Source organism: Butyricimonas sp. BSD2780061689_150309_C8 (genome assembly GCF_015560935.1).
Lineage (GTDB): Bacteria > Bacteroidota > Bacteroidia > Bacteroidales > Marinifilaceae > Butyricimonas > Butyricimonas paravirosa.
The window spans coordinates 1-12,611 of sequence record NZ_JADMSV010000023.1 but is presented as its reverse complement, the minus strand read 5'-3'; the positions used below and the strand labels follow the sequence as shown (position 1 = coordinate 12,611).

Annotated in this window: 12 protein-coding genes; 9 read left to right on the top strand and 3 right to left on the bottom strand. The window is 41.9% G+C overall.

From position 1 onward, the window contains the following. Positions 1 to 352 precede the first annotated feature (352 nt). From thrS to I2I33_RS15300, 8 genes are all read left to right on the top strand, one after another. Positions 353 to 2,305, top strand: coding sequence for a threonine--tRNA ligase (gene thrS, locus I2I33_RS15335; RefSeq protein WP_087420431.1), 1,953 nt, complete (start codon positions 353 to 355; stop codon positions 2,303 to 2,305). A gap of 32 nt (positions 2,306 to 2,337) precedes the next feature. Beyond that, positions 2,338 to 2,871, top strand: a complete 534-nt coding sequence (gene infC, locus I2I33_RS15330) for a translation initiation factor IF-3 (RefSeq protein ID WP_027200084.1) — start codon at positions 2,338 to 2,340, stop codon at positions 2,869 to 2,871. Positions 2,872 to 3,045: 174 nt separating this feature from the next. After that, the gene (gene rpmI / locus I2I33_RS15325) at positions 3,046 to 3,240 is read left to right on the top strand and encodes a 50S ribosomal protein L35 (protein ID WP_027200085.1); all 195 of its coding nucleotides are present in this window, start codon (positions 3,046 to 3,048) and stop codon (positions 3,238 to 3,240) included. An 85-nt stretch (positions 3,241 to 3,325) separates the two neighbouring features. After that, positions 3,326 to 3,679: a 50S ribosomal protein L20 gene (gene rplT, locus I2I33_RS15320; RefSeq protein WP_027200086.1), complete on the top strand. Its 354-nt coding sequence runs from the start codon at positions 3,326 to 3,328 to the stop codon at positions 3,677 to 3,679. A 101-nt stretch (positions 3,680 to 3,780) separates the two neighbouring features. Then, complete coding sequence (gene dapB, locus I2I33_RS15315; protein WP_087420430.1) at positions 3,781 to 4,500, top strand: 4-hydroxy-tetrahydrodipicolinate reductase; 720 nt, start codon at positions 3,781 to 3,783, stop codon at positions 4,498 to 4,500. A gap of 172 nt (positions 4,501 to 4,672) precedes the next feature. Then, a complete protein-coding gene (lepB, locus tag I2I33_RS15310) occupies positions 4,673 to 6,052 on the top strand; it encodes a signal peptidase I (protein WP_087420429.1) in 1,380 nt (459 codons plus the stop codon). 70 nt (positions 6,053 to 6,122) lie between these two features. Then, positions 6,123 to 7,463: a PhoH family protein gene (locus I2I33_RS15305; RefSeq protein WP_087420428.1), complete on the top strand. Its 1,341-nt coding sequence runs from the start codon at positions 6,123 to 6,125 to the stop codon at positions 7,461 to 7,463. Between the two features lie 109 nt (positions 7,464 to 7,572). Next, the gene (locus I2I33_RS15300) at positions 7,573 to 8,187 is read left to right on the top strand and encodes a LysE family translocator (protein WP_195666843.1); all 615 of its coding nucleotides are present in this window, start codon (positions 7,573 to 7,575) and stop codon (positions 8,185 to 8,187) included. Here I2I33_RS15300 and I2I33_RS15295 read toward each other — a convergent pair whose 3' ends face one another. Further along, positions 8,188 to 9,141, bottom strand: a complete 954-nt coding sequence (locus I2I33_RS15295) for a GNAT family N-acetyltransferase (RefSeq protein ID WP_087420427.1) — start codon at positions 9,139 to 9,141, stop codon at positions 8,188 to 8,190. Between the two features lie 13 nt (positions 9,142 to 9,154). Then, positions 9,155 to 9,970 (bottom strand): glycerol acyltransferase, encoded by an 816-nt coding sequence (locus tag I2I33_RS15290; protein WP_087420426.1) that lies wholly within the window; start codon positions 9,968 to 9,970, stop codon positions 9,155 to 9,157. A 146-nt stretch (positions 9,971 to 10,116) separates the two neighbouring features. Between I2I33_RS15290 and I2I33_RS15285 the strand changes: the two genes are divergently transcribed. Beyond that, complete coding sequence (locus I2I33_RS15285; RefSeq protein WP_229128329.1) at positions 10,117 to 11,805, top strand: tetratricopeptide repeat protein; 1,689 nt, start codon at positions 10,117 to 10,119, stop codon at positions 11,803 to 11,805. A 146-nt stretch (positions 11,806 to 11,951) separates the two neighbouring features. Here the strand turns inward: I2I33_RS15285 and ruvC are convergent, their stop codons facing one another. Beyond that, positions 11,952 to 12,506: a crossover junction endodeoxyribonuclease RuvC gene (gene ruvC, locus I2I33_RS15280; RefSeq protein ID WP_087420425.1), complete on the bottom strand. Its 555-nt coding sequence runs from the start codon at positions 12,504 to 12,506 to the stop codon at positions 11,952 to 11,954. Positions 12,507 to 12,611: the final 105 nt, after the last annotated feature.

Here is a 12,611-nt window from a genome sequence, read left to right as displayed (position 1 = left end):
ATAAATCAATTTTTTATATTTTATGTATTTACTTATTATTATACATTGATCAGCTCGTTTGTATATTGTATTATAATTTAATATATTTTTAATATTAATAGGAGGGGAATAGGGGAGGAATGGGAGCGGAATGGGAGCGGGTCACAATGTGAATGCAATAAAGTAAATAAATAATAGCGAATATTTGCATTTGTTAAATGATGTCCGGGATCGTTTTTGAACATGCCTCGTGTCTGTTTCTTTTTCAAGAGAAGAGGCGTGTTTAAGCCGGGCTTTTTCTTTGATATTCCGATGTTTTTTTATAATTTTGCGGTTCGTAAATTACAAAGAGTAATAACTAAAAGAAAGCAGAATGGTAAAGATTAAATTTCCCGATGGGAATGTAAAAGAGTTCGAGTCCGGGGTAACCGGCATGGACATAGCTAAGTCGATTAGCCATAAGCTGGCTAAGGAAGTGTTGTCTATATCCGTAAATGGCGTCACGTGGGATTTGATGCGCGGTATAACAACAGACTCCGAGATTAAGCTATATACATGGGACGATGAAGAGGGACGCCATGCTTTCTGGCACTCATCTGCACACCTTATGGCAGAAGCTTTGCAGGCTATTTACCCGAATATCAAGTTCGGTATCGGTCCGGCAATTGAAAATGGTTTCTACTATGACGTGGACCCGGGAGAAGGTGTTGCTATCCAAGAGAAAGATTTGGTGGAGATCGAGAAGAAAATGTTGGAATTGGCAAGAAAAGACGAGGAGTATTGCAGGATAGACGTTAGTAAGCAAGAGGCGTTGAATCATTTTTCATCGCTTAACGAGACATATAAAGTAGAGTTAATCAACGATTTGGAAGACGGAACAATCACGTATTACCGTCAGGGTGATTTCACGGACTTGTGCCGCGGACCACACTTGCCCAATACATCCTATATCAAAGCTATCAAGTTGACTTCTGTTGCCGGGGCATACTGGAGAGGGAACGAACATAACAAGATGTTAACCCGTATATACGGTATCACTTTCCCGAAACAGAAAATGCTGGACGAATGGCTGGTATTGATGGAGGAGGCAAAACAACGCGATCACCGTAAGATTGGTAAGGAAATGGAGTTGTTCATGTTCTCGCAAGCGGTTGGTTCGGGACTTCCGATGTGGTTGCCGAAGGGAGCCATGTTGAGAGATCGTCTGGAAGCTTTCTTGCGCAAGGTACAGAAGAAGTACGGTTACGAGCAGGTGATCACCCCGCATATCGGTAACGTGAACTTGTACAAGACTTCAGGACATTTCCAGAAGTATGGTAAAGATAGTTTCCAGGTCATCACGACCCCGCAAGAAGGCGAGGAATTCATGTTGAAACCGATGAACTGCCCGCACCACTGCGAGATGTATAAATTCAAACCGCGGTCTTATAAGGATCTTCCGGTTCGTTTTGCAGAATTCGGTACGGTGTATCGCTACGAGCAGAGCGGGGAATTGCACGGGTTGACAAGGGTTCGCGGGTTCACGCAGGATGATGCTCACTTGTTCTGTACGCCCGATCAGTTGAAAGAGGAATTCAAGAAAGTAATCGACATTATTTTCACGATATTCAAAGCGTTGAGTTTCGAGAATTTCACCGCGCAGGTTTCTTTGAGAGACCCGAATAATAAGGAGAAATACATCGGAACCGATGAAAACTGGGAGAAAGCCGAGAGTGCTATTATCGAGGCTGCTGCCGAGAAAGGATTGAAAACAACTGTCGAGTTGGGTGAGGCCGCATTCTATGGGCCGAAATTGGACTTCATGGTGAAGGATGCCATCGGGCGGAAGTGGCAGTTAGGAACGATCCAAGTGGATTATAACTTGCCGGAACGTTTCGAGCTGGAATACACGGGTGCTGATAACCAGAAACATCGTCCGGTAATGATTCACCGGGCTCCGTTCGGAAGTATGGAGCGGTTCGTGGCCGTGCTGATCGAACACACAGGTGGAAAATTCCCGTTGTGGTTGACTCCGGACCAGGTCGTGGTACTCCCGATCAGTGAAAAATACAACGATTATGCTCAAAAAGTTGTAAATTTCTTAAATAATTCCGACATTCGCACCGTTTTAGACGATCGTAACGAAAAGATTGGTCGTAAGATACGTGATAACGAGTTGAAAAAGATTCCTTACATGTTGATTGTCGGGGAACAGGAAATGAACGAAAATAAAGTTTCTGTTCGTCGTCAAGGAGAGGGAGACAAAGGAGCTATGACAACGGAAGAATTCGCAGAAATGATAAATAAAGAGGTAGAAGCTCAGTTGAACTCTATCTACAATGAATAATAATAAAAGGAGGATTAATTATAGCAAGAACAATGGAAATTAGGGGCAGAGGTCAAAATGACAAGCCACAGCACAGAGTGAACGAGCAAATTCGGGCTGCTTCTGTGAGAGTCGTTGGTGAAAATGTAGAAGCGGGTGTTTATCCTTTAAAAGAGGCTTTAGCCATGGCTGAAGCAGCCGGAGCTGATCTGGTAGAGATATCCCCAAATGCCGATCCACCTGTATGCAGGATCATTGATTACAGCAAGTTCCTGTATCAGTTGAAGAAAAAGCAGAAAGAGATTAAAGCCAAGAGCGTGAAGGTCGTTGTAAAGGAGATCCGTTTCGGGCCTCAAACAGACGATCATGATTTCAATTTCAAGTTGAAACACGCGATCGGGTTCCTGCAAGAAGGTGCGAAGGTAAGAGCCTACGTGTTCTTCAAAGGGCGTTCGATCCTGTTTAAAGACCAGGGGGCTGACTTGTTGGAACGCTTTGTCAATGCGTTGGAAGATTACGGGAAACTGGAATCCGCTCCCATGCTTGAGGGGAAGAAAATGATCGTGGTTATTGCTCCTAAGAAATAATGGAAGTTTAGAGTTTAGAGTTTAAAGTTTAGAATTTAGAATGAATAGATCCGCGAATCTAAAATCATTCCATCATTGGATTTTTCAATCTGAAATCTAAAATCATTAAATCTAAAATCGATAAGGGATATTTTATAATTACATATATTCTGAAACAAATTAAAATTAGAACAAATGCCAAAGATGAAGAGTGTGAGCAGTGCAAAGAAAAGATTTACTTTGACTGCTACCGGGAAGATTAAGAGAAAACATGCTTTTAAAAGTCATATTTTGACCAAAAAAGCAACCAAGAGAAAAAGAAATTTGACTCATACAGCTATCGTTGACGTGGCTAACGACGCAACCGTGAGAAAAATGCTTTGTATCTAAGAAATTTAAAAAAAACAGTAATTAACCAGGATGTTACGCCAGTTAAGTTCCTTGAGGGACGCTAACATTCAAAAAACAAAAGATTATGCCAAGAGCTAAAAATGCCGTTGCTTCAAGAGCACGTAGAAAAAAGGTTTTAAGTCAAACCAGAGGTAACTTTGGTGCAAGAAAAAATGTCTGGACGGTTGCCAAAAACACGTATGAAAAAGGCTTAACGTACGCGTACCGTGACAGAAAGAAGAAAAAATCAGAATTTAGAGCGTTGTGGATTCAGAGAATTAACGCCGCGGTTAGAATGGAAGGTTTGTCTTACTCTAAGTTTATGGGCTTAGTTCATAAAGCAGAGGTAAACATGAACCGTAAAGTTCTGGCTGATCTGGCTATGAATCAACCGGAAGCTTTCAAAGCAATCGTTGCGAAAGTGAAAGAGTTAGCTTAGTAATTATAAAATATCAGAAAAGGCTGCCCTCGGGTGGCCTTTTTTTATTTTTAAATATTACCTTTGTAAGACAGTGGTACATTATTTTTTAATTCAATATAATGAAGATTGCATTACTTGGATACGGGAAAATGGGGAAAACGATAGAGCGTGTGGCTCGTGATCGTGGGCATGAAGTCGTGTTGGTCGTGGATGAGAATAACCGGGCTACATGTACGGATGATCAATTGAAACAGGCTGATGTCGCGATTGAATTTACAACCCCGGCCGTGGCAGTCGATAATTATAATTGGTGTTTCCGTAATCATGTTCCGGTGGTATCCGGTACGACGGGATGGCTGGAAAGATGGGGCGAAGTGATGATGTCACGCGAGCAATTAGGGGGAGCATTTTTTTACGCATCCAATTATAGTATCGGGGTGAATATATTTTTTCATCTGAATCGTTGGCTGGCACAGACCATGGCTCGATTTTCCGATTATAAAGTTTCTGTCGAGGAAACCCATCACATTCACAAGCTGGATGCTCCCAGTGGAACAGCCATTACTTTGGTAAAAGATATTTTGGAAGAGCATCCGGAATACTCGTCTTGGGTACTGGATGAAGGAAAGGTCGGTGCGGGAGACTTGCCTGTAAAAGCCAAAAGAGAAGGTGAAGTTCCGGGGATTCACACGGTAACTTATAAATCGAACGTGGATGAAATCCAGATATACCATTCCGCTTATTCCCGGGATGGTTTTGCCCAGGGAGCCGTGATGGCGGCTGAATTCCTGATGGGGAAAAAAGGTGTTTTTGGAATGGAAGACTTGTTGAAAATTTAGAATGAAAACTGAAATAACAAACTCCCTCCCCCCTTCGGGGTACTCCCTCTATAAACAGAGGGAGAGTTGAATGCTCCCTGTCTTGGGGAGAGGTTACCAGCTCCTCCTCTGTTTATAGAGGAGGTGGCAGCGAAGCTGACGGAGGAGTTTAATTTAATAAATCAAGAAATATATGAGTAGGATATTGACAAATAAATGGTTTAAATTAGGGTGCGTTCTTTTCGTGTACCTGCTGTGGACGTTATGGATCGGGAGCTGGTGGTTGTTATTAGGTGTGCCTGTTCTGTTTGATATTTATATCACGAAGAAGGTGCATTGGGCTTTCTGGAAGAAGAAAGGAGTGGAAAAACAGACCAAGACGGTGGAGTGGATCGATGCTTTGATCTTCGCTATTATCGCGGCTACTTTGATTCGTATGTTTTTCTTCGAGGCGTACACGATCCCGACTTCCTCTATGGAGAAGTCCATGCTGGTCGGGGATTATCTTTTCGTGAGCAAGGTGGCTTACGGACCGAAATTACCTAATACCCCGTTGTCAGTACCGTTTACTCATCATACTTTGCCTTTCACCCAGTCAACGAAAGCTTATTCAGACTTGATTCAATGGCCTTACAAACGGATTGCCGGGTTGGGAGAGATTAAACGTGAAGATATTGTCGTGTTTAACTTCCCGGCGGGGGATACGGTAGTCGTCGGAAGGGAAAACCCGGATTACTATTCGCAAATCAGGGGACAGGAGGCTGCTATTCGGTATGTGGCACAAGAGAAGGGATTGAGTGTAACCCCGGAGGAGGCCTGGTCTATCGCTCGTAAACAGATTTGGCGGGAGAACGAGATTATCGCCCGTCCGGTAGATAAGCGGGAGAATTACATCAAGCGATGCGTCGGGATTCCGGGGGATGTTCTGGAAATGAAGGATGCCGTACTTTACGTGAACGGGAAGAAGTTGGAGGATAAAGATAAAATGCAATATAATTATGATATTATCGTGAATTCTCCCTTTAATAAGGTAAAGTTGCAAGAGATGGGGATTTCCATGGAAGATATTAATGGTGGTTATATGGGGAATAATCATTACGTGTTGCCTCTGACGGTTGAAATGGTGGAGAAAATTAAGAAAATGCCGAACGTTCTGTCGGTGAATCATCAGGAGGATGATGGACAAATATTCCCGTATAGTCCGAATTACCCGTGGACTCGTGATAATTTCGGACCGTTACCGATCCCGAAGAAAGGGGAAACTATTGACCTGACGTTGGAGAATTTACCGCTTTATGACCGTATTATCGGGGCATACGAGGAGAATAAACTGGAGGTAAAGGATTCCGTTATATATATTAACGGTGCCCCGGCAGATAAATATACTTTCAAGATGAATTACTACTGGATGATGGGGGATAACCGTCACAATTCGGCTGACTCCCGTTACTGGGGATTTGTGCCTGAAGATCATATTGTCGGGAAAGCTTATTTTATCTGGCTTTCTCTGGATAAGGATAAATCCTTCCTAGGTAAGATACGTTGGAACAGGATGTTCCGGTTCATACATTAAAAAAAGCGGCATGTGCCGCTTTTTTTGTTATTATATTTTGTAACTTGTCATTGTTTTAAAAAATTACATTATGACTAAAACTAAAAATAAGAAAACATTTGTATTAGATACGAATGTGATTTTACACGATTACAGATCCATCTACAATTTCGAGGATAATGATATTGTTATTCCAATCACGGTATTGGAGGAGTTAGATAAGTTTAAACGCGGGAATGACCAGATTAATTACCATGCCCGTGAGTTTGTCAGGGAATTGGATCAGATTTCCGGATCAGATTTTTTTCTAAAAGGAGCGCCGTTAGGTAAGGGAAGAGGGCGTTTGTTTATCCAGACGGGAGTGCCTTTCTCTCCCAAAATGAATGATTCTTTTAGCGAGGATATTCCCGATCATCGAATATTGGCTATTGCTGAATATATAACAGAGAAGAGAGAAGGAGAAAAGGTCGTTTTGGTGTCGAAGGATATGAATTTGAGGATGAAAGCGAGGTCTCTGGGAATTTTGGCAGAGGACTACAAGACCGATCAGGTGAAGGACTTGGAAGTGTCGTTAAACAAGTGTATAGAGACAAAAGAGGATTTCTCTCAAGAGTTGATCGCAAAGCTTTACGAAAGCGGGGAGGCAGGAGTTCCGGTAGAGACGTTTTTCCCGAAGGAAGAAATTAAAGGAAATAATTACTATATATTGAAGAATGGTAGTAATTCGGTATTGGCTTGTTATGATCCCGTCCGGAAAGTGGTGCGGAAAGTGGAGAAACTAAATACTTTCGGCATTTACCCGAAGAATTCGGAGCAGGCGTTTGCTCTGGATGCCTTAATGAATCCGAATATCTCGTTGGTAGCATTGAGCGGTAAGGCCGGTACGGGAAAGACATTATTGGCTTTAGCGGCAGCTTTGCAACAAAACAAGGCATTCGAGCAAATTTACCTGGCACGTCCGATCGTGGCCTTGTCAAACAAGGATTTGGGGTATTTGCCGGGGGATGTGAACGAGAAAGTTAGCCCGTACATGCAGCCTTTGTTTGATAATCTGGCCGTGATCAAGCATCGTTATAATATGCATAGCCAGGAAAACCGGTTGATTGAGGATATGTTGAAAGATGAACGTCTGGTGATTTCGGCACTGGCCTATATCAGGGGGCGGAGTTTGTCAAATGTCTTTTTCATCGTGGATGAAGCGCAGAATCTTACACCACATGAGGTAAAGACGATCATCACTCGTGCAGGAGAGGGCGTGAAGATGGTATTCACGGGAGATATTGACCAGATAGACTCTCCTTACTTGGATCGACAATCGAATGGTTTATCGCATTTGTTTGACCGTATGCAGGGGCAGGATATTTTTGCCCACGTGCATCTGGAGAAGGGAGAGAGAAGTTACCTGGCAGAAGTGGCAAGTAACTTGCTGTAAAGATAAAAACTAAAAGATAAAAGCTAAAAGTTCAATGATTTAGGACTGTTAGCTTTTATCTTTTTGGCTAAACTTTTATCTTTTAGTTTTCAACTTTTAGTTTTTTCAAGTGAATATATTGGGTTTTTTAAGTGCGGCCATTTTATTGACTTTGATGCCGGGGCCGGATATTTTATTCGTGATCACGCAAAGTATTACCCGGGGAAAGAAAGCGGGAATTATTTTTGCTTGCGGGTTGTGTACGGGGTTGATCGCTCACACGGCGGCTGTGAGTCTGGGACTTTCTTTGATTTTGTATAATTCTCCGGTGGCATTCAGCGTACTGAAATATATGGGGGCGGCTTACTTGATTTATTTGGGCGTGAAATCATATATCCACCGGAAGGAAAATTCGTTGGCTTTGCCGACTGCTACCGGGGTAGAATATAAACTGTACCGGAAGGGAATTCTGATGAATATACTGAATCCGAAGGTGCTGTTGTTCTTTATTGCATTTTTTCCCCAGTTTGTAAGTCCTGCCACGGAGAACCCGGCAGGAGAGTTACTGATACTGGGATTGCTTTTTATGGCACAGGCCATTGTTATATTCACGTTGGTAGCCTTGCTGGCCGACCGGTTGTCACATCGGTTGATGCAAAATGCTCGATTCTCGTTGATCATGCATATCATCGAATCGTTGGTCTATTTTGCCATCGGAATCAGTCTGATTTTCGTGACTGTTTGATCAGAATTTTCTTAACCGAAGTATTCGAGGTATATAGGTCGAGATGTGACGGGCTTTCTTGGTTTCGTATACATCTGCAATCTTGATCAGAATTGCTGTTTCTTCCACACCACCAAAGCCCGGGTTTATGGCTGTCCCAAAGGATTTCATGGAAGGTGACAGGCTCATGTAGGCATTTACTAAGGGTGGGATATTTTCTCCATGTTCCCGGACGTAACGAGAGAGGATTCGATAATCCTCGTCATAATTATTTCCGCAGAGTATTTTCCCGAGTTTATTATCATCAATATGAATTTCCAATGGAGTGATCGGCTCGACAAGTCTTTCCGTATCTTTGAAGTACTTCCGCATAAAGAATAAGATCATGTCACGAGCCTCTATATTGAAACTGGTGTACATGGTTACTTTCCCGAAGAAGTATTCCATACCCGGATTCTCCACGGTAAGAGCGCCCAGACCGTCCCACAAGTTATCCAAAGCGAACAGGGATTTGCGTCCCATTTTTGTAGACTGGTACAAAGGTTGTACGAAAGAACGCCCCAACTCAATCATTTTAGTGAGATATTGCTTTTTGAAGGCCTCGGAGAAACGGAATAATTCAGTCGTGGCCAAGTTGGGTTCTCCCTCTTGATTTAAAGGAAGGTTGTCACATAAAATATATCGGTACCCGCCTAGGATTTCCTGCTCTTTCGGGTCCCATACGATTAATTGCTGGTAGGGAACCTGCTCGTCAACATCAAATGGATCAATGTCTACCTCTTTTCCAGTACCGCCCCCGGCAGTCCTGAAGGTTAATTCCCGTAATCTTCCCACCTCTTTCATCAGGTTAGGACTGTTGAAAGCATTAAACGAGTAAATCTCGTTTCCCCCTTTGTTGGTTTTACGAATGAATCTTTCTTCTGTCAGTTCTGCTAATAATTTCGCTTTGTTTACAGGATAGATGACTGGTTGCATAGTTTATGTAGATCTATAATTGGTAGACAATATTCTTTATCTCTTCCGCCCATTCTTTCGGTGTTTTACTTTTATCTAGGGTTTCCCATTTAATGGGTTTCCCGATGACAAGCGTAAAAGTTGAACCTTTCTTGTTGAATGTTTCTTTGGGGAGATACATCATTTCCAGATTAACCTTTAGTCCTATTTTGGTACGAAAGTTTGCTAAATTATAAAAGAATTTTGAATTTTCCGCTTTTACCCGTATCGGAATAATGTCCCGTTGGTATTTAACAGCTTTAACCACGAAACTTTTTTGCCATTCCAAATCTTTAACCACGCCTTTAACTTTGCGGCTTACCATTCCGGCAGGGAAGGTGATGATCTGGGCATCGGAGGCAAACGCATTTTCCAGATCCACGGCAGCTTCTTTGGCTAAGGCTCCGTGTTTGTTAACCGGTAAAAAGATATTATTCAGATTCTTGAGATTCATGAGTAAATCGTTTACCGGGAATTTAAGCTTTTTATATATTTTCCCCAAGAAGGAGATCAGAATGATACCATCCGGCCCACCGAGAGCGTGATTTGCGGCAAAAATATAGCGTCCGTCGGGGGCAGGTAAATTCTCTTTACCTTCGATGATGTAAGAAATATCAAGATATTCCAAGATACCTTCGGCAAAATCCAAACCTTTTTGATCCCCGTATTTAGAGATGAAGTCGTTGATCTGGTCTTGGCAGATCACACGTTTTAAAAATGAATAAACGAATTTCGGAATCCAGCGGGCTAACTTCGGATTCTTACTTTTGAAAAGTTGTTCAATATATATCGGTTTAACAGTTTCTTCCATAATAAATGTGAATTGAATCTCCTTGTTTCAAAACTTTTGACAAAGATAAAAAACCTTATTCAATAAAATTCGTTAGAGAGGATATGAATTGAAAAATATGAACATTTTTAATGGATAGAATAAGTTAAACGCAAAAAAAGAGAACTATGAGAAAATTATCTTTGATAACGAGTGGAGTTATTTTGATGCTCTCTTTCTTGATGGTGGGGTGTAATACCATGAAGAAGTTGGAGAGAGAGGCCATCGAAACGGCAATTGTGGGGAAAGTTTCTCCTCAGCAGTTGACTGCGGTGGATGGGGTTGTGAATTTTAATTATAATATTGCTTTTGCTCCCAGGCAGTTTTATAAAAAGTTAATTTTGAAAGTGACTCCTAAAATGCAATATCCCGGTGGGGAAGAAGCGATGGAACCGCTTTATTTCCAAGGTGAGAAGGTGAAGGGTACCAATTACCCGGTGGTGGAATATAAAGGAAACACGTTGGGAACTTATAATTTATCATTCCCTTATCGTGACGGTATGCAAAAAGGGGTACTAATCGCTGATATTGAGGCGATCATGGGAAATAAAACTGTTGCGTTTACTCCGGCTATATTAAATACGAATGGGGTGAAGGAATGGAAAACATATATATATTCTCTACCGAACAATCCGGATGCAATTCCTTTGTTTACCGAAACTTTTGTGAAAGATGTTCCGGCAACAGGTGTGGGAATCATTAGCGGGTACGTGTTATTCCCGTTATCTAAATCCGTGATTACAGATGCGCAGAAAAAATCGTCTGTCATGGCACAGGCAACTCAAGAAATGAAGAAAATTCTGGCAGACAAAAATGCCAAGATTACCAATATGTTAATGTACGTTTCCAGTTCCCCGGAAGGACCGGAAAGATTAAACAAGAACTTGACCACGAATCGTTTCAATACGGCCAAGGCTTATTTCATGAAAGATTTGGGATTGGCTAACACACCGATGGCAAAAGATACTAAATTTATCGTTTCCAACACGGTGAGCGAGAATTGGGAAGGTTTGTATATGTTGTTGAATGATTCCAACTTGAAGAATAAGGCACAAATCGTGAAGGATTTGCAGAATGCCCCGAATTTACAGAAACGGGAGGCTGTTTTGGAATCGTATATTAAGACCGTACCGGAATTGAAAGATGTGATTCTTCCGACATTGCGGCGGGCTGATTTCTACATTTTCTATACCGTGCCCGAAGTGATGCAGGTGGAGGATCAGGTGACAACTTATTACGTACCTCAATTACAAGAGACTTCAGTTTTGTCAGCTCGTACGGATGTAAATTTGTTGAATGATTTGGCTGTCATTGCTATCCGTAACAAGGATTACAGAAAAGCTAGAAAGTTATTGGAATCGGCAGCTGTAATTAATCAAAAACCGGAAGTGCTGAATAATCTTGGTATTGTTTATCAAAATGAAGGGAATAATACTCAGGCTAAAGATATGTATACGAAAGCTTCTATAAAGAATGAGGCGAAGTATAATTTGGGAATGTTGTTATTGAAAGATAAAGAGTACAATAAAGCTATTCCTTACTTGAAAGCGATGCCGAATGTGAATCTGGCTTACGCTCAGTTGATGGCTAATGATAATCGTGCCGCTTTGGAGACATTGAAGAAGTTGAATCTGACGGAAGGGTACGAGTATTACATGATGGCCGTGGCTGCAGCAAGAGTAAAAGATGTACAGGTAATGGCTGTTGCTTTACAGAAAGCTATACAACTTGACCCGCAATTGAAAGAGAGGGCAAGTACCGATAAAGAATTTTATCCTTACGCTCAAGAAAGTATTTATTTGGATATTGTTGATTAAAATTGTTTGACTTTGCATTTTAAATCGGGCCGTAGCGAGAGCTATGGCCCGATTTGTTACAGGTTACAAGTTTGCAAGTTACAAGTTATGACGAACCTGTAACCTGTTAACTTGTAACCTGTAACTTTGTGAAACAATGAATTGTTTCACAAAACCTTATCCGGATTCTGTTTGATGAAATCACCCCAATCCTTGCATTTGGGGTTTCCCGTGGTGGGTAAGTTGCCTTGTAGGTGGTGGCAATAGGCGATGGCGATGGCATCTGTTTCATCCAAGGTGGAAATGGTGGTCGGTATCGTCATGAATTTGCCTAGCAGAAGGGCAATCTGCTCTTTGGAGGCCTCTCCTGTTCCCGTGATGCTCATTTTAATTTTCTTCGGGGCATATTCGAAAATGGGAATATTCCGTTGTAGGGCAGCTGCGATGGCTACACCTTGTGCCCGTCCGAGTTTCAGCATAGATTGGATGTTCTTACCGTAGAATTGTGATTCGATGGCCAATTCGTCCGGATGGTAAGAATCAATGACTTGCAGTGTGCGTTGAAATACTCTTTGCAGTTTGAGATACGGATCGGTCATTTTTTTCATGTCAACGACTCCCGACACGACAAGTTCCGGTTTGCAATTCTTTCCGGTTGTTTTAAGAATTGCATATCCCATGAAGTTTGTACCGGGGTCTATCCCCATGATTAGTTTTTCCATCTATCAGTTTTAGATTACAAATATAGCAAAACTCGCCCGATTTCGGATGGATTTAGGAAGAATAATGTAAACTATTGGGCTTTCAGGGAGATACGCAGCATTATT

What these genes read in the sequence shown, in the direction of transcription:
- thrS (WP_087420431.1), top strand. Translation starts at nt 353, where the DNA reads ATGGTAAAGATTAAATTTCCCGATGGGAATGTAAAAGAGTTCGAGTCC.
- infC (WP_027200084.1), top strand. Translation starts at nt 2,338, where the DNA reads ATGGAAATTAGGGGCAGAGGTCAAAATGACAAGCCACAGCACAGAGTG.
- rpmI (WP_027200085.1), top strand. Translation starts at nt 3,046, where the DNA reads ATGCCAAAGATGAAGAGTGTGAGCAGTGCAAAGAAAAGATTTACTTTG.
- rplT (WP_027200086.1), top strand. Translation starts at nt 3,326, where the DNA reads ATGCCAAGAGCTAAAAATGCCGTTGCTTCAAGAGCACGTAGAAAAAAG.
- dapB (WP_087420430.1), top strand. Translation starts at nt 3,781, where the DNA reads ATGAAGATTGCATTACTTGGATACGGGAAAATGGGGAAAACGATAGAG.
- lepB (WP_087420429.1), top strand. Translation starts at nt 4,673, where the DNA reads ATGAGTAGGATATTGACAAATAAATGGTTTAAATTAGGGTGCGTTCTT.
- I2I33_RS15305 (WP_087420428.1), top strand. Translation starts at nt 6,123, where the DNA reads ATGACTAAAACTAAAAATAAGAAAACATTTGTATTAGATACGAATGTG.
- I2I33_RS15295 (WP_087420427.1), bottom strand. Translation starts at nt 9,141, where the DNA reads ATGCAACCAGTCATCTATCCTGTAAACAAAGCGAAATTATTAGCAGAA.
- I2I33_RS15290 (WP_087420426.1), bottom strand. Translation starts at nt 9,970, where the DNA reads ATGGAAGAAACTGTTAAACCGATATATATTGAACAACTTTTCAAAAGT.
- I2I33_RS15285 (WP_229128329.1), top strand. Translation starts at nt 10,117, where the DNA reads ATGAGAAAATTATCTTTGATAACGAGTGGAGTTATTTTGATGCTCTCT.
- ruvC (WP_087420425.1), bottom strand. Translation starts at nt 12,506, where the DNA reads ATGGAAAAACTAATCATGGGGATAGACCCCGGTACAAACTTCATGGGA.